Source organism: Allobosea sp. 10L422 (genome assembly GCF_056395345.1).
Window position 1 is genome coordinate 742,834 of record NZ_JBFTJI010000001.1, and the last position, 16,892, is coordinate 759,725.

The following is a 16,892-nucleotide window of genomic DNA, read 5'->3' on the forward strand; positions in this document are numbered from 1 at the left end:
TCGCCCCTCAGGCCCGGCCGAGCAGTTGGGTGCGCGAATCCTCTTCGCGCAGAACGGCTTCGGCCGGAATGTGGAAGTCGCGGTTATAGTTGAAGGTATGCCCGATCGCCGTCGCCAGGACGCCGACGAAGCTGAGCGCCGCCAGCCACCAGATGTACCAGATCAAAGCGAAGCCGCAGATTGTCGCGAGCCCGGCGATGATCAGACCAGCACTGGTGTTCCGCGGCATGTGGATCGGCCGGAAGCCGCCGAGCGGACGCTTGTAGCCGCGCTTCTTCATGTCGGCCCAGGCGTCGAGGTCGTGGACGATCGGCGTGAAGGCGAAGTTGTAGGCCGGCGGCGGCGACGAGGTCGACCATTCCAGCGTGCGCCCGTCCCAGGGGTCGCCGGTCGTATCGCGCAACTCCTCGCGGCGCATAATGCTGACACCGATCTGGATCAGGAAGCAGAGGATCCCCAGGGCGATCAGCACCGCTCCCACAGCCGCAACCACGAACCAGATTTGCAGCGAGGGATCCTCAAACCGGCTGAGGCGCCGCGTCACGCCCATCAGGCCGAGCACATAGAGCGGCATGAAGGCGACGTAGAAGCCGATCACCCAGAACCAGAAGGAGAGCAGGCCCCAGAACCGGTCGAGCTTGAAGCCGAAGGCCTTGGGGAACCAGTAGGCGATGCCGGCGAAGACGCCGAAGACCACGCCGCCGATGATGACATTGTGGAAATGGGCGATCAGGAACAGGCTGTTATGCAGCACGAAATCGGCCGGCGGCACCGCGAGCATCACGCCGGTCATGCCGCCGATGACGAAGGTCAGCATGAACGCCAGGAGCCACATCATCGGCAGCTCGAAGCGGATGCGGCCGCGATACATCGTGAACAACCAGTTGAAGATCTTCGCGCCCGTCGGGATCGAGATGATCATCGTCGTGATCCCGAAGAACGAGTTCACGCTGGCGCCGGAGCCCATCGTGAAGAAATGGTGCAGCCAGACAAGATAGGACAGGATGGTGATGACCACCGTCGCATAGACCATCGAGGCATAGCCGAAGAGGCGCTTGCCGCAGAAGGTCGAGGCCACCTCCGAATAGACCCCGAAGATCGGCAGGATCAGGATATAGACCTCCGGGTGGCCCCAGATCCAGATCAGGTTCACGTACATCATCGGGTTGCCGCCGAGATCGTTCGTGAAGAAGTTGGTGCCGACATAGCGGTCGAGCGTCAGCAGCGCGAGCGTCGCCGCCAGGATCGGGAAGGTCGCGACGATCAGCACGTTGGTGCACAGCGCCGTCCAGCTGAAGACCGGCATCTTCATCAAGTCCATGCCGGGAGCGCGCATCTTCACGATGGTCGCGATCAGGTTGACGCCCGACAAGGTCGTGCCGACGCCCGCAATCTGCAGCGCCCACAGGTAGTAGTCCATGCCGACCCCGGGCGAGTAGGCCGCCCCCGAGAGCGGCGGATAGGCAAGCCAGCCGACCTTGGCGAATTCACCGACGAAGAGCGACATCATCACCAGCACGGCGCCGCCCACCGTCATCCAGAAGCTGAAATTATTCAGGAAGGGGAAGGCGACGTCGCGCGCGCCGATCTGCAGCGGCATGACATAGTTCATCAGGCCCGTGACGAAGGGCATCGCCACGAAGAAGATCATGATCACGCCGTGGGCCGTGAAGATCTGGTCGTAATGGTGCGGCGGCAGATAGCCCTCATTGCCGGCGAAGGCGATCGCCTGCTGGCCGCGCATCATCAGCGCGTCGGCGAAGCCGCGCAGCAGCATGATCACGCCCAGGATCATGTACATGATCCCGATCTTCTTGTGGTCCACGCTGGTGAACCACTCGTGCCAGAGATAGCCCCAGAGCTTGAAGCGGGTGATCAGCGCGATGAGCGCGAGGCCGCCGAGCGCGACCGCGGCGAACGTCCCGATCAGGATCGGCTCGTGATAGGGGATCGCCTCGAGGGTGAAGCGTCCGAACAGCAGCTTCCACCAGTCGGGATAGGAGGTCATTGTTCACTCGGCTCGCTAGCGAAAGCGCTTCAGTTGGCGACGCGGGCGGTGACGCCCGCGGTGCCGTAGACATCGGTCGGCGTGCAGATCGCCGTCACGAAGGGGCGCGGCGGCATCGGCTGCCCACCCCGGCGTACGCTCTTGTCGTATTCCAGCTGCGCAACGATATGGATACCTTCCTTGCCGCCGCCGCCCTTGGCGTCCATCGCCATCATGTCGCGCATGCACATCTTCGCGCGGTCGACGCACATATTCAGGATGGCACCGAAGAGATCGGAGGGCACGTCGCGGAACAGGCGCGCCGGCTCGCGCTCGCTCGGCTTCTCCAGCACGAGATACTCCTCGCGCCCGAGCGGGTTGCCGTTGCGGATCGCGCCCTGCACCCACTCGCCGAAACTCTTCTCGTCGACGCCGTGGAAGCGGAAGCGCATGTCTGAGAAGCCGGCGCCGCTGTAATTGGCCGAGAAGCCCTCGAAGTCGCCGGGATGGTTGATCACGGCGTTGAGCTTCGTCTGCATGCCCGGCATTGCGTAGATCTGGCCGGCGAGCGCGGGAATGAAGAGCGAGTTCATCACCGAGGAGGAGGTGATGCGGAACTCGATCGGCCGATCGACCGGCGCCACCACCTCGTTCAGCGAGGCGATGCCCTGCGCCGGGTAGAGGAACAGCCATTTCCAGTCGAGCGCCACGACCTGGATCACCAGCGGCTGCTTTGTCGGCCCGTTGCCACCCGCTCTCGCCTCGACGGTCGGCTTGGAAGCGCTGATGCGGTCGAGCGGCCGATAGGGATCGAGCAGATGCGTGCCCATCCAGGTCATCGCGCCGATCACGATGATGATCAGCAGCGGCACCGACCAGATCACCACCTCAAGCGGCAGCGAATGGTTCCAATCCGGATGATAGCTGGCATTGGCCGAGGCACGGTAGCGCCAGGCGAAGAAAATCGTCAGCGCCATCACTGGAATGATGATGAGCAACATCAGCGCCGTGGAGGCGAGCATGAGGTTTCTCTGCTGCATCGCAACATCGCCCGACGGCGACAGCAGGACCCACTGGCATCCGCCAAGCAGCGCAAAAACCGGCAAAGCCGCTAAAAAACGAAAGATGCGCAAGAGACTCGAGACCTCCCTCTTCCGGGAACCGACGTTCTCTATTCCCATTCTTTCGCACCGCACATCGGACAATCTGTCCCATTGCGGCGGTTTGACGGGTGGCTTCTATCCACCGTATCCATTTGTATGAGGTGCGGGCAAGTCCGGTTGTTCCGGTGAGCCCCCCAGCGAGGAATTCGCGGTCATGAGCGCTGACGCGGCGAGCCATTCATCGGGGCATCTGACGGACGAGCACGGGCGGGACCATGTGACGCCCGCCGATATCGCGCTCGGCGTCATTATCGGCCGGACGTCGGAATATTTCGACTTCTTCGTCTTCGGCCTCGGCTGCGTGCTGGTCTTCCCCGAACTGGTCTTCCCCTTCGTCGACCGGCTCACCGGCACGCTCTACGCCTTCGGCATATTCGCGCTGGCATTCGTGACGCGCCCCTTCGGCTCGGTGCTGTTTTTCGCGATCGACCGGCGCTACGGCCGGGCGACCAAGCTCACTGCGGCGCTGTTTCTTCTCGGCGGCGCGACGGCCGCCATAGCCTTCCTGCCGGGCTACGAGACGATCGGCATCTGGTCCGTCGTCATCCTCGCCGGCTTCCGGCTGCTGCAGGGCATCGCGCTCGGCGGCGCCTGGGATGGCCTGTCCTCGCTGCTCGCCCTCAACGCGCCGCCCAATCGGCGCGGCTGGTATGCCATGCTGCCGCAGCTCGGTGCCCCCTTCGGCTTCATCCTCGCTGCCGGGCTGTTCGCCTATTTCGAGGGTGCGCTCTCGAAGGCGGATTTTCTCGGCTGGGGCTGGCGCTACCCCTTCTTCGTCGCCCTGACGATCAACGTCGTGGCGCTCTTCGCCCGGCTGCGCATGGTCGCGACCCATGAATTCGCCGAGCTGATGGAAACGCGCGAGCTGATGCCGGTGCCGGTGTCCGAACTCATCCGGGTTCATGGCCGCACGCTCGTCCTCGGCGCCTTCGTGCCGCTGGCAAGCTTCGCGCTCTTCCACCTCGTCACCATCTTCCCGGTGAGCTGGATCAACCTCTTTACCGACCGCTCGGTCTCGGAATTCCTGCTGGTCCAGGGCGCTGGCGGCGTCGTCGGAGCGGGCGCGATCGTCACCTCCGGCCTGATCGCCGACCAGATCGGCCGCCGCAACACTCTGCTTTTGTCCGGTGCGATGATCGCCCTGTTCAGCCTGTCGAGCATCGTCGCGCCGCTGCTCTTCGGCGACAGCCAGGCGGGCCAGACGATCTACGTCATCATCGGCTTCGGCCTCCTCGGTCTCTCCTACGGCCAGACCGCAGGCGCGGTCGCCTCGAGCTTCGGCACGCAGTACCGCTACACCGGCGCGGCACTGACCTCCGACTTCGCCTGGCTGATCGGCGCCGGTTTCGCGCCGCTGGTGGCGCTCACCGTATCGAGCACCTTCGGCCTCGCCTGGGTCGGCGTCTATCTGCTCTCCGGCGCGCTCTGCACGCTGGCGGCGCTGGCAATCGACCGCAGGCTGGAGCGCAGCTACGGCTGAGCGGGGCCGCTCACCACCGTCATTCTCGGGCGACCGAAGGGAGACCTGAGAATCGCGCGAAGATGGGGCGCTCGAAGCACGCTTGGCACGAGATGCTCGGGTCAAGCCCGAGCATGACGATTGCGGAGTCCACGGGTGCGGCCTCAGGCCCGCGGCCTGCCCCGGAATAGCGGCACAGCTCGAATCAGCGCCCCGTCCAGTTCGGCGGGCGCTTGCCGAGGAAGGCTTCCATGCCCTCGCGGAAATCGGCGCTGGTGTAGCAGAGCGTCACGAGGTCGCTGCCGTCGAGCCCTTCGGCGGTCGCGGCCGTCAGGCGGCGCATCGCTTCCTTGGTCGCGCGCATGGTCAGCGGCGCATGGCCAGCAATGGTCTGCGCAAGCTCGCCCGCGCGAGCCATCAACGCAGCATGGTCCGGCAGTAACTCGCTGTAGAGACCGATGCGCTGCCCCTCCTCCGCCTCGACCAGCCGCGAGGTGAAGACGATGTCCTTGACCCTTGCCGGGCCGAGGATGGCGTAAAGCCGCGCATAATTCTCCATCGACAGGCAATTGCCGAGCGTGCGCGCGATCGGGAAACCGAAGCGCGCCGTCATGCTCGCGATCCTGAGATCGCAGGCGAGCGCGATCGCCGCGCCGCCCCCCGTCACCGCACCGGAAATCGCAGCGAGTGTAGGCACCGCACAGCGCTCGATCGTGCCGATCACTTTCTCGATCCGCTCCTCATAGGCCAGCGCGTCCTCGGCGCTCTTGAAGGCACGGAACTGGGCGATATCGGTGCCGGCCGCGAAGGCCTTGTCGCCGGCCCCGGTCATGACGATCACGCGCGGATCGCCATGATCAGCCGGATCACGGCAGATCTCGGCGATGCGCTCATACATGGCGAAGGTCAGCGCGTTGCGCGCCTGGGGCCGGTTGAGCGTGATCGTGCCCACCCCATTCTCGACTGCATACAGGATTTCGTCGTTCACGCAGGCCTCCATCAGATCACGCCTTCGGCCCGCAGTCTTGCGAGCCCTGCCTCGTCATAGCCGAGCCCAGCGAGGATCTCGTCATTATGCTGCCCGGCCGCCGGTGTCGGCGTCGCGACATCGGCCGGCGTGCGCGAGAGCGTCACCGGCTGGCCGACAAGGCGGATATCGCCGAGTTCGGGATGGCTCACTGGCCTGGCGATGCCGAGATGGCGCACCTGCGGGTCCTCGAACATCTGGTCGACCGCGTAGATCGGGCCGGCCGGCACGCTGTGACGCTCCATGATCTCCAGCCACGCGGAGCTGTCAGCCTCGGCAAGCCGCTCCTCGATCACCTCCCGCAGTTCCGGACGACGCTCGAAGCGCTTCTCCGTGCTGTCGTAGCGCGCATCCGCCCCCCATTCCGGCCGCCCGATCGCGCGACAGAACGAACGCCACTGCTCCTCGCCGCCGACACCGAGATTGATCGCGCCGTCGCGCGTGCGGTAGACGCCCATCGGCGTCTGATAGGGGTGGTCGTTGCCAGCCTGCGGCGGAACGGAGCCCTCGACGAGATAGCGCGCCGCCTGGAAGTCCATCATCGCGATCTGGGCTTCGAGCAGCGAGGTCTGCACCCACTGCCCCTTGCCCGAGGTGGCGCGCTCCTGCAGCGCCACCAGCGCGCCGACCGCGCCGTAGAGCCCGGCGGAGGAATCGGCGAGCGCTATTCCAGCTCTGACCGGTCCCTGGCCCGGCAGGCCGGTCACCGACATCATCCCGCCCATGCCCTGTGCGATCTGATCGAAGCCCGCGCGGGTCCGGTATGGGCCGGACTGGCCGAAGCCGGAGATCGAGACCAGAATCAGCCGCCGATTGCGGGCGTGCAACGTCTCGAAATCGAGCCCGAGCCGTTCCTTCACATCGGGCCGGAAGTTCTCGACGAGCAGATCGGCATCGTCGACGAGCTTCATCAGAATCGCCTTGCCCTCCGGCGTCTTCAGATTGAGCGCCAGCGAGCGCTTGTTGCGATGCAGGTTCTGCATGTCGTACCCTAGGCGCGGGCCGCTCATGTTCTCGTTGGGATCGAGCCCCGGCGGGCTTTCCACCTTGATCACGTCGGCGCCGAAATCGGCGAAGACGCGCACGCAGGTCGGCCCGGCCCGCACGCGGGTCAAATCGAGTACCTTGAGCCCGGCGAGGGCCGTGGACGGTCTTGGCTGCGCCATTTTTTCGCTCGCTCCTCCCTGGAGCGAACTATCCGGTCGTCTTCCCGGGCCCGTCAATCGCCTTGCGCATACTGCATGCAGGCGCTGGGCACATAATGGGACACGCCTGGTTTTCGGCGCTTCGGCTTCTGCTTGCAGTCTTATGGCGCCGTGCACGCTGAACCCGAATTTTTCCCTTGAAGCTGAAGTGGCTACAGCTTGTAGAGAAGAGGTCCCGTAGCGAAGCCACACGGAGACTGAAGATATGGCCGCCCCATCCCCAGCCGAAACCAAGACCCTCTCCTGGAAGGTCGGCGGCATGGATTGCGCGAGCTGCGCGACGAAGATTCGCGGCGCGGTCGAGCGCCTCCCCGGCGTCAGCGACGTCAAGCTTTCGGTGATGTCTGAGACCCTGACGCTCTCGTTGGATGCGGGCCAGACCACGCCTGAGGCGATCGAGAAGCGCGTCAACGGGCTCGGCTACACGGCCGCGGCGCTGGCGAGGGCCCCGGCTGAGAAGCCGGCCGCGAAGGGCAGTTGCTGCGGCCACGACCATCATGAGCATGATCATGGCGGGCAGAATCACGGCAGGCACGAGCATGGCCCTGCCGGCCATGAGCATGGCGAAGCCTGCCGCTCGGACCACGCGCACAGCCACGACCATGCTCACGGCCACGATGGACACGACCATGACCCGAAACCCGCCAAGGCAGCGCCGGCGAGCGACCATGGCCACGGCCTTCCCGGCCATGTCCATGAAGTGACGCCCGACGGCGCACGCTGGTATCAGACCGGCAAGGGACGCCTCGTCCTCGGCACCGGCCTGCTTCTCGGCGCCGCATACGCCATCCGCCTGCTTGCCGCCGATATCGGCCACTGGGCCCTCATCCTGGCCTGCGTCATCGGCGTATTCCCGGTCGCCAAGCGCGCCTTCGCGGCCGCCCGCGCCGGCATTCCCTTCACCATCGAGATGCTGATGACGATCGCCGCCGTCGGCGCGCTCTTCATCGGCGCGGCCGAGGAAGCGGCGCTGGTCGTCTTCCTCTTCGCCGTGGGCGAGGTTCTCGAAGGCGTCGCAGCCGACCGCGCCCGCGCCTCGATCCGGGCACTGGGCGATCTCGTTCCCAAGACCGCCCTCGTCGAGGAGAACGGCGCGACCCGGCAGGTCGATGCCGCCAGCCTGAAAATCGGCCAGATCGTGCTCGTCCGCCCGGGCGACCGCATCCCGGCCGACGGCGAGATCACCAACGGCATCTCCGGCATAGACGAGAGCCCGGTCACGGGCGAATCCGTGCCGAAGACCAAGGGTGTCGGCGAACCCGTCTTCGCCGCCTCGGTCAATCGCGAGGCGGCGCTGCGCGTGCGCGTCGACAAGGCGGCCGAGGACAACACCATCGCCCGCATCATCCGCCTGGTCGAGGAAGCGCAGGAGGCCCGCGCCCCGACCGAGCGCTTCATCGACCGTTTTTCGCGCTGGTACATGCCGGCGATCGTCGGGCTCGCCCTGCTGGTCGCGCTGGTGCCACCGCTCCTGCTCGGCGCCGAATGGTCGATCTGGATCTACCGCGCTCTGGCGCTGCTGCTGATCGGCTGCCCCTGCGCGTTGGTCATCTCGGTGCCGGCCGCGATCGCCGCCGCTCTTTCGGCCGGCGCCCGCCAAGGCCTGCTGATGAAGGGCGGCGTCGTCATCGAGACCGCCGCCAAGACCGGCCTCGTCGCCTTCGACAAAACCGGAACGCTGACACAGGGCAAGCCGCGCGTCACCGACATCGTCGCCCTCGCCGCCAGCGAATCGGAGGTCCTGGCGCTGGCCGCCGCCGTCGAGCACGGCTCTGCCCACCCGCTCGCCGAAGCCGTGCTCGAACGCACCCGCGCCGACGGCATCGCCTATGCGCCGGCAGCCGAGGCAGCGGCGCTCGCCGGCCAGGGCGTTACCGGCAGCGTCGGCGGCCGCGCGATCTTCGTCGGCGCGCCGCGGCACGCGGAGACGCGCGCTGCCTTCGACAAAAGGGCACGCCTCGCCGCCGAAGAACTGGAGGCAGCCGGCAAGACCGTCGCCGCGGTTGTCGTCGACGGCGCGCTCGCCGGCCTCATCGCGCTGCGTGACGAGCCGCGCGAGGACGCCGCTGCCGCAATCGCCGAACTCAAGGCGATGGGCATCCGCTCGGCCATGCTGACCGGCGACAATGCCCGCACCGGCGCCGCCATCGCCGCTGGCCTCGGCATGGAGCACAAGGCCGAATTGATGCCCGACGACAAGGTCGCGGCGATCAAGGCCTTCGCTGCCGAAGCCCCGGTGATGATGGTCGGTGATGGCATCAACGACGCGCCGGCGCTTGCAGCGGCCAGCATCGGCGTCGCCATGGGCTCAGGGACGGATGTCGCGCTAGAGACGGCCGATGGCGCGGTGCTGAAGAGCCGCGTCCGCGACGTCGCGGCGCTGATCCGGCTGGCGCGGGCGGCGATGGCCAATATCCGCGCCAACATCACGATCGCGCTCGGGCTGAAGGCCGTGTTCCTGGTCACCAGCGTGCTCGGCTACACCGGGCTCTGGGTCGCGATCCTCGCCGACACCGGCGCGACCGTCATCGTCACAGCAAACGCGCTGCGGCTGCTGCGCTTCGACGCCGGCAAGGCGAGCTGAAGGCCGACGCGGATCGGACCTTGACGAACGAGGCCGGGCGCAAGCCCGGCTTCAGCGCATCAGCCCGGCTCGGCGCACTCAGACGCTGATATCGGCGAAGGCTCCGGTCCGGCGCTCGTTCTTCGCCTCCATCTGCCTGAGCATCTCGTCACGGACCTTGGCCATCACGTCGGCCTTGGCCTTCGAGTCGAGCTTGTTGAACTGCTCCTCGGTCATGCCCAGCTTGTCGAGGATCGCCTTCTGGACCCGCTCTTCGGGCGTCATCCGGGCGATCTTCAGAAACTCGGCCTCGGTCGAGGACGAGGGCGACGACGAGGAAGCGGCCGTGGACGCGGCGGAATCCTGTTGCGATTCGCCTTCCGCCGTCGGCTTGGTCGCATAGGTGGTCGGTAGATTGATCGGCCAGTTCGAGGTCGAGAACGAGACGGACATCGCGCGCTCCTTTCTGCTGGACTACGGACCTGCAATCTCCAGGCCGCTGCCAAGAATCGGGTATTTATCATCTATTTCAATATGTTAGATGATAGTCCGCAATAGGAGGCGCTTGCCGCGCCGGGCGGATCGGGCAATTTCTGCCCGGCAGACAGCGCCCCATCCTCACGGATTCGACGAACCGCTGTCGATCCATCTCGGCCGCTTGCTCGAGCCCAACCGCGCCCTATTTCGCAATGCAAAATTGCCGCAAGCGAACGGCGCTCGACTGAGCAAGTGCAATATGACTACCAAATAGGCAGCTCGCGCAGAGCCCGTCCCAAAATGGCGCCTCCGATCAATTCATAGGCAGAGAATCAATCACATTTCGGACACATCCCTTACCTCTGCGCAGATCGATCTCACAAAAATGACCGGAAACTTAATTGGCCATGCACAAAAAGCATAACAGAGCTGAGCGACAGCCACTGTTAGAGGCAGGCCGCCTGACTTATATGCACTGCACAACGAAATTATCGCTGTGGGCACCGCCCCGCTCCGGAATACGCAAGGAAAACCACCATGTTCGTCACGATGATCGCTGCCAAAATTCGAGCCTACTTCCGCTATCGCGAGACCGTTCGCGAGCTCTCCCGCCTCACCGACCGCGAGCTCGATGACCTCGGCCTGTCGCGCTCGGAGATCACCTTCATCGCCCGCTCGCACGCGTCGGCCTGAAGATCCTGATTTCGAACCGCCGCGCATAGGGCGCCGCGCGTTCAGTGTAGTTTCTCCCGGGTTCGGGTTCCCCCTCCCCCCGAACTTGGTCGAAGAGCGAATGCCCGCCTCACGGCGGGCATTTTGCATTTCAGGTCCCGCACGCCTTGTTTGGATCAGCGCCATCCGAACGATAGGAATGCGCGGAAAGTCAAAAGGCTTGACCTCAAAGCCGGCTGCGGACACATCGCAGCCATGGAACCAGTACACATCATCGGCGGCGGTCTCGCCGGCTCCGAAGCCGCCTGGCAGATCGCTCAGGCCGGCGTCCCGGTCGTCATCCACGAGATGCGCCCCGTGCGCGGCACCGACGCCCACAAGACCGAAGGGCTTGCCGAGCTCGTCTGCTCGAACTCCTTCCGCTCCGACGATTCCTCGAGCAATGCCGTCGGCCAGCTGCATTGGGAGATGCGCCGCCTCGGCTCGCTGATCATGGCCAAGGGCGATGCCCATCAGGTGCCGGCCGGCGGCGCGCTCGCGGTCGACCGCGACGGTTTCTCGCAGGCCGTCACCGCCGCGCTGGAGAGCCACCCGCTCGTCACCATCGACCGAGGCGAGATCGCCGGCCTTCCGCCGGCCGAATGGGACAATGTCATCATCGCGACTGGCCCGCTGACCTCCCCTGCCTTGGCGCAAGGCCTGCAGTCGCTCACATCAGAGGATTCGCTCGCCTTCTTCGACGCCATCGCGCCGATCGTCCATTTCGATTCGGTCGACATGGACCAGGCCTGGTTCCAGTCGCGCTACGACAAGGCCGGCCCCGGCGGCACCGGCGCCGACTACATCAACTGTCCGCTCCACCGCGACCAGTACGAGGCCTTCATCGACGCGCTGCTCGCCGCCGAGAAGACCGAGTTCAAGGAATGGGAAGGCACGCCCTATTTCGACGGCTGCCTGCCGATCGAGGTGATGGCCGAGCGCGGCCGCGAAACCCTGCGCTGGGGGCCGATGAAGCCGGTGGGCCTCACCAACAAGCATAACCCGACCGTGAAGGCCTATGCTGTGGTCCAGCTCCGGCAGGACAATGCGCTCGGCACCCTCTTCAACATGACGGGATTCCAGACCAAGCTGAAATATGGCGAGCAGGCCGCGATCTTCCGCATGATCCCCGGCCTGCAGAACGCCGAGTTCGCACGGCTCGGCGGCATCCACCGCAACACCTATCTCAACTCGCCGAAGCTGCTGGACGAGCATCTGCGGCTGAAGGCCGATACGCGCCTGCGCTTCGCCGGCCAGATCACCGGCTGCGAGGGCTATGTCGAGAGCGCCGCCACCGGGCTTCTGGCAGGACGCATGGCCGCGGCCGAGCGTCTGGGCCGGGACCTGCCGCTGCCCCCTGCGACGACGGCGCTGGGCGCGCTGGTCAACCACATCACCGGCGGCCACATCGTCACCATCGACGAGGGGCCGCGCTCCTTCCAGCCGATGAACATCAATTTCGGTCTGTTCCCGCTGATCGAGGGCGTGGCAACCACCGGCCCCGACGGCAAGCGCCTGAAGGGGCCGGCCAAGAGCGTGGCCCGCAAGCAGGCGCTGACGGCGCGGGCGAAGGTCGAGATGGACGCCTGGGCGAGCGGCGTCGAGGCGAAGGCGGCGCAATAAGCTGGCCCGTCATTCTCGGGCGGCGCGAAGCGCTGACCCGAGAATCTCTGACAGGATGAAGTGCCGGAACCTGTGCGTCAGGCGATACCCGGATCAGTCCCGAGCATAAACTCTCACCCTTTCCGCGCCGCCCGCCACAGGATCCACTGCCGCCGCCAGGACGGCAGGGTGATGATGCTCCGGTAGGGATCGTACCCTCTCGTCTCCATCCGCCTGAGATAGGGCTCGACCAGCGCCACCGGCAGGAAGGCCGGCCTCAGCGTCGGCGGAATCGACTCGCTCAGGCCCGCGAGCTTCTTCAGGTGGTTGCGAGCGATCTCCCGCAGTTCCTTGAGCGTATAGAGCACGCCCGGTCCGCCACGCCCGCGCACGATGTCGTCGCGCGTCACGCCGTTCCGGGAGAGAATGTCGGCCGGCAGGTAGACCTGCCCCTCCGCCGCGTGCCACGGGAAAGCGCGCATCAGCCCGGTCAGCGCATAGGCGACACCGGCATGGCCGCAGGCCGTCGCCCCGCCCGGATCGCGCCCGCCTGCCAGGATCAGGCAGGCCAGCCGGATCACCGCGCTCGCGGTTTCGCCGGCATAGCCCTCCAGATCGCGCAGAGAGGGCATCGGATCGTCGTAGAGATCGAAGATGCGGGCATCGATCAGCGCCGTCAGCGGCGCAAGCGGCAGGCGGTAGCGCCGGACCGTGTCGAGCAGGGCCGCGGCCACGGGATGTGCCTGCGTCTCGCTGCCCGACTGGCCTTCCAGCACGTCGCGCCACCATTGCAGCCTGACCTCGCCCGGCAGGGGCTCGCTGACCAGCGCCCTTACCCGCGCGATCTCATGGCTGAAGGCATAGAGCGCGTAGAGCGCCGCCCGGCGATCGTCGGGGGCGTAGAGGCCGGCGATATAGCGATCCTGATCCTGCTCGCGCACGAGCGTCGCGCAATGGGCATAGGCGTCCGGCAGGCGCGCCGGAGCGATGTCTCTGCGATCGTCGGTTTCAGTATGCGGCATTGTTCCGCCTCGGCCGACCTCGGCCGCTTCTAATGTAAGGCAAGCGCCCCGCCCCCGCTACGCATCGCCGGTATGATCGACATCCCGGATCGCAGGCGCCTTACTCGATCGCGATCAGCGCCGCTGCTACACGCCGATCCTCGCCGACGAGCACGTTATAGGTGCGGGCAGCCGCACCGGTCGCCATGCCCTCGACGGTGATCCCGGCCTGCCTTAGCGGATCACGCAGAGCGGGCGGAATGAAGGCAATATCGGCCCCTGTCCCGATCAACAGGAAGTCGATGCTCTCGGCCTCGTCCAGCACGGGCTGCAGGCTCTCGATCGTCACTTCGGAAAAGCGCGTCACTGGCCAGATCCGGATGCCGGCCGGCGTCGCGATGATCGAGCCCTTATGACTCATCTCGGCGAAGCGGAAGCCACCCGCCCCGATCGCATCGAGCGGGAAGCGGCCGGGAACGAAGCCCTCGAAGCGCGGCATGAAGCCGCTCAGGCCTTGGCCTTGGCGGCTGAAGCCTTGGCGCGCGCCGTCTCCTGCGCTTCCTCACGCGCGCCCGCCGAGCGGACATCCATGTAGAGCAGCACCGGCGTCGAGATGAACATCGCCGAATAGGTGCAGATCACCACGCCGAACAGCATGACGAGCGCGAAGCCCTCGATCGCGGTGCCGCCGAACAGCACCAGCGCGAGCAACGACAGGAAAGTCGTCGTCGCCGTCATCGCCGTGCGCGACAGCGTCGAGTTCACCGAGAGGTCGAGGAGCTCGGCAACCGGCATGGTCTTGTAGCGGCGCAGCAATTCGCGGGTGCGGTCGAACACGACCACGGTCTCGTTCAGCGAATAGCCGACGATGGTCAGGATCGCCGCGATCGAGGTCAGGTTGAATTCGAGCTGCGTGATCAGGAAGAAGCCGATGGTCAGCACGATGTCGTGCAGCGTGCCGAGGATCGCGCCGATCGCCAGCGGCATCTCGAAGCGGAACCAGAGATAGATCAGCACGCCGACGATCGCGAGTACGACGCCGAGCGTACCGGCCTGCACCAATTCGCCCGAGACGCGCGGCCCGACCGTCTCGACACGGCGGAACTCGTACTGCGACGCGAAAGCGTCCCGCGCCTTCACGACGACCGCCTGCTGAGCCGTCTCGCCGCCCGGCTGCATGCCGAAGCGCATCGAGACCTCGCCGCCCGAGCCGAATTCCTGCACCTCGGCATCGCCGAAGCCGAGCCCGTTCGCGGTATGGCGGATCTGGGCGATGTCGACCGCACCGGCCTTCGACTGCATCTCGATCAGCGTGCCGCCCTTGAAGTCGATGCCGAAGTTCAGGCCGACCGTCAGGAACAGCGCCAGCACCAGGACCGAATAGGCAGCCGACAGCGGATAGCTGACGCGGCGGAACCAGACGAATTTGAAGCGGGTGTTGTCGGGAACGATACGAAGCAGGCGCATGCGCATGGCCAATCTCCTAAGGGGTTGGCAGCGTCAGAACGGGAGGTGCTTGGGCTTGGCCCAGCGATACCAGAGCGCGATCAGCATCCGGGTCAGCGTCACCGCCGTGATGACGGTGGTGAGGATGCCCAGGATGAACACGACCGCAAAGCCGCGCACCGGGCCGGAGCCGAGCGAGAACAGCGCCACCGCCGCGATCAGCATGGTGACGTTGGAGTCGATGATCGTCGCGAAGGCGCGCTGGAAGCCTGCCTCGAGCGCCGAGACCAGGCTCCGCCCCTGATGCTCCTCCTCGCGCATGCGCTCGTAGATCAGCACGTTGGAGTCGACCGCCGTGCCGATGGTGAGCACGATGCCGGCGATGCCGGGCAGCGTCATCGTCGCGCCGAGGAAGGACATCAGGCCGAAGATCAGGCCGACATGGACGACGAGCGCGATACTCGCGATCAGGCCGAAGATGCCATAGGTCGCCAGCATGTAGATCACCACCATCACGGTCGCGATCAGGGTTGCCATCTTGCCGGCCCGGATGGAGTCGGCGCCGAGGCCGGGGCCGACGGTGCGCTCCTCGACGATCGTCATCTTGGCGGGCAGCGCGCCGGCGCGCAGCAGGATCGAGAGGTTGTTGACCTGCTCGACCGTGAAGTTGCCGGAGATCTGGCCCGAGCCGCCCGTGATGGGCGACTGGATCACCGGCGAGGAGATCACCTTGTTGTCGAGCACGATCGCCAGCGGGCGGCCGAGATTCTCGGTGGTGATCTGGCCGAAGCGCTGCGCGCCCCGGATGTTGAAGCGGAAGTTCACGATCGGCTGGCCGCTGCGCGAATCGAAGGCCGGCTGCGCGTCGATCAGGTCGGCGCCGTCGACGGAGGGCTGGCGCAGGACCGGGACGGTCTGGCCGCCGGCATCCTGCGAGGGCAGCATGTCGACATCGCTGCTGTTGGCGTCGCCGACGAGGCGGAATTCGAGCTTGGCGGTGTCGCCGAGGATCTGCTTCAGGCGCTGCGGATCCTGAAGGCCCGGCACCTGCACCAGAATGCGGTCGAGGCCCTGGCGCTGGATGTTCGGCTCGGTGGTGCCGAGCGCGTCGACGCGGCGGCGCAGAACCTCCATCGCCTGCTCGACGGCGCGGCGGATGCGCTCGTTCGAGCCGGCTTCCGTCACGGTCAGCTGGATCAGCCCGTCAGGCTGCTCGGCAATGGCGATGGACTGGTTGCCCGAGGGGCCGAACGCGCCGAGCGTGCCGATCGGCTGAGCGAGCTCCCGCAGCTTCGGCAGCACACGCGCACGCTCGGCCGCGTCCGGGACGCGCACTTGCACACCGCGCGTCGTGGTCTGGATGCCGCCCTGAATGCTGATGCGCTCTTCGCGCAGGACGCGGCGAACATCGTCGCGCAGCTGTGTCACCTGGCTGCGCACCAGCTCCGCCCGGTCGATCTCGAGCAGGACGTGCGAGCCGCCCTGCAGGTCGAGGCCGAGCACGACCGCATGGATCGGCAGGAAGATGCGCGGAATCCAGGACGGCGCGTTGTCGGCGATGGCCTTGCGCGTCTCCGGCGAGAACAGGTTCGGCACGGCGAGCCCGCAGCCGACGATCAGCACGAGCAGGACGAGAATGACCTTGCGGGCCTGGAGACGAAGCATCTGCGTGAACAGCCTTGTTGTCGTGCCTTAGATCACGCCGCATCCGGACGACGCCGTCCGAATGCGAAAACGCGATCGATTGTCAAAGTCAGCTCTTGACCGGCTCGCTCTTCGAGCGGACGTCCTGGACCATGCCGCGCACGATGCGCACGCGCACGCCGTCGGCGATCTCGGCTTCCAGCTCGGCGTCATCGATGACCTTCGACACCTTCGCGATCAGCCCGCCCGAGGTCACGATCGTGTCGCCGCGGCGCACGTTCTTGATCATCTCCTGATGCGTCTTCGCCCGCCGCTGCTGCGGCCGGATGATCAGGAACCACATGATAACGAAGATCAGCAGGAACGGCACGAGCTGGATCAGCATGTCGGTGCCGCCACCGGCTCCTGTCGCCTGGGCGAAAGCGGGGGTGATCACTGAAGAACTCCTCTCTAACGACGGCGCAGCAGGCCGCCGGCCGCAGGACACGGCAAAAGCATCGCCCGGCCTAAAAATCGCGCGGACTATAGCCAGCAATGCCGTGAAATCAATCGGACACGCCCGGTTGCCCATGCGCGCTCCTCACCTATGGGCTTGCTGCCATTCGCG

At 66.0% G+C, this 16,892-nt stretch carries 14 protein-coding genes; 4 read left to right on the forward strand and 10 right to left on the reverse strand.

Annotated elements, in window-relative coordinates; all coding sequences use genetic code 11:
• Positions 1–7: 7 nt before the first annotated feature.
• Positions 8–2,008: a cytochrome o ubiquinol oxidase subunit I gene (gene cyoB, locus AC1DEZ_RS03485; RefSeq protein ID WP_476778642.1), complete on the reverse strand. Its 2,001-nt coding sequence runs from the start codon at positions 2,006–2,008 to the stop codon at positions 8–10.
• 29 nt (positions 2,009–2,037) lie between these two features.
• Positions 2,038–3,168 (reverse strand): ubiquinol oxidase subunit II, encoded by a 1,131-nt coding sequence (gene cyoA, locus AC1DEZ_RS03490; protein WP_441512713.1) that lies wholly within the window; start codon positions 3,166–3,168, stop codon positions 2,038–2,040.
• A 136-nt stretch (positions 3,169–3,304) separates the two neighbouring features.
• Between cyoA and AC1DEZ_RS03495 the strand changes: the two genes are divergently transcribed.
• Positions 3,305–4,630: an MFS transporter gene (locus AC1DEZ_RS03495; protein ID WP_476778643.1), complete on the forward strand. Its 1,326-nt coding sequence runs from the start codon at positions 3,305–3,307 to the stop codon at positions 4,628–4,630.
• 184 nt (positions 4,631–4,814) lie between these two features.
• On the opposite strand, the gene AC1DEZ_RS03500 is transcribed toward AC1DEZ_RS03495, so the two are convergent.
• Together AC1DEZ_RS03500 and AC1DEZ_RS03505 are read right to left on the reverse strand one after the other, a co-directional pair.
• Positions 4,815–5,597 (reverse strand): enoyl-CoA hydratase/isomerase family protein, encoded by a 783-nt coding sequence (locus AC1DEZ_RS03500; RefSeq protein WP_476778644.1) that lies wholly within the window; start codon positions 5,595–5,597, stop codon positions 4,815–4,817.
• Between the two features lie 11 nt (positions 5,598–5,608).
• On the reverse strand, positions 5,609–6,802 hold the full coding sequence (locus AC1DEZ_RS03505; protein WP_476778645.1) for a CaiB/BaiF CoA transferase family protein: 1,194 nt from the start codon (positions 6,800–6,802) through the stop codon (positions 5,609–5,611).
• A gap of 244 nt (positions 6,803–7,046) precedes the next feature.
• On the opposite strand from AC1DEZ_RS03505, the gene AC1DEZ_RS03510 reads away from it, so the two are divergent.
• Positions 7,047–9,425 carry a heavy metal translocating P-type ATPase gene (locus tag AC1DEZ_RS03510; protein ID WP_476778646.1) on the forward strand — a complete coding sequence of 793 codons (2,379 nt, stop codon included), beginning with the start codon at positions 7,047–7,049 and terminating at the stop codon, positions 9,423–9,425.
• 78 nt (positions 9,426–9,503) lie between these two features.
• On the opposite strand, the gene AC1DEZ_RS03515 is transcribed toward AC1DEZ_RS03510, so the two are convergent.
• Positions 9,504–9,857 (reverse strand): hypothetical protein, encoded by a 354-nt coding sequence (locus AC1DEZ_RS03515; protein WP_441512718.1) that lies wholly within the window; start codon positions 9,855–9,857, stop codon positions 9,504–9,506.
• 561 nt (positions 9,858–10,418) lie between these two features.
• On the opposite strand from AC1DEZ_RS03515, the gene AC1DEZ_RS03520 reads away from it, so the two are divergent.
• Complete coding sequence (locus AC1DEZ_RS03520; RefSeq protein ID WP_441512719.1) at positions 10,419–10,574, forward strand: DUF1127 domain-containing protein; 156 nt, start codon at positions 10,419–10,421, stop codon at positions 10,572–10,574.
• A gap of 234 nt (positions 10,575–10,808) precedes the next feature.
• Complete coding sequence (trmFO, locus tag AC1DEZ_RS03525; protein ID WP_476778647.1) at positions 10,809–12,215, forward strand: methylenetetrahydrofolate--tRNA-(uracil(54)-C(5))-methyltransferase (FADH(2)-oxidizing) TrmFO; 1,407 nt, start codon at positions 10,809–10,811, stop codon at positions 12,213–12,215.
• 113 nt (positions 12,216–12,328) lie between these two features.
• Here trmFO and AC1DEZ_RS03530 read toward each other — a convergent pair whose 3' ends face one another.
• The 5 genes from AC1DEZ_RS03530 to yajC all read right to left on the reverse strand — a co-directional run bounded on the left by AC1DEZ_RS03530 (position 12,329) and on the right by yajC (position 16,721).
• Positions 12,329–13,216 carry a phytoene/squalene synthase family protein gene (locus tag AC1DEZ_RS03530; protein WP_476778648.1) on the reverse strand — a complete coding sequence of 296 codons (888 nt, stop codon included), beginning with the start codon at positions 13,214–13,216 and terminating at the stop codon, positions 12,329–12,331.
• Between the two features lie 100 nt (positions 13,217–13,316).
• On the reverse strand, positions 13,317–13,694 hold the full coding sequence (locus AC1DEZ_RS03535; protein ID WP_476778649.1) for an Mth938-like domain-containing protein: 378 nt from the start codon (positions 13,692–13,694) through the stop codon (positions 13,317–13,319).
• A gap of 8 nt (positions 13,695–13,702) precedes the next feature.
• Entirely contained in the window at positions 13,703–14,662 is a 960-nt protein-coding gene (gene secF, locus AC1DEZ_RS03540; RefSeq protein WP_476778774.1) for a protein translocase subunit SecF, read from the reverse strand.
• A 33-nt stretch (positions 14,663–14,695) separates the two neighbouring features.
• Entirely contained in the window at positions 14,696–16,306 is a 1,611-nt protein-coding gene (gene secD, locus AC1DEZ_RS03545) for a protein translocase subunit SecD (RefSeq protein ID WP_441512723.1), read from the reverse strand.
• An 88-nt stretch (positions 16,307–16,394) separates the two neighbouring features.
• Positions 16,395–16,721 (reverse strand): preprotein translocase subunit YajC, encoded by a 327-nt coding sequence (gene yajC, locus AC1DEZ_RS03550; protein WP_441512724.1) that lies wholly within the window; start codon positions 16,719–16,721, stop codon positions 16,395–16,397.
• Positions 16,722–16,892: the final 171 nt, after the last annotated feature.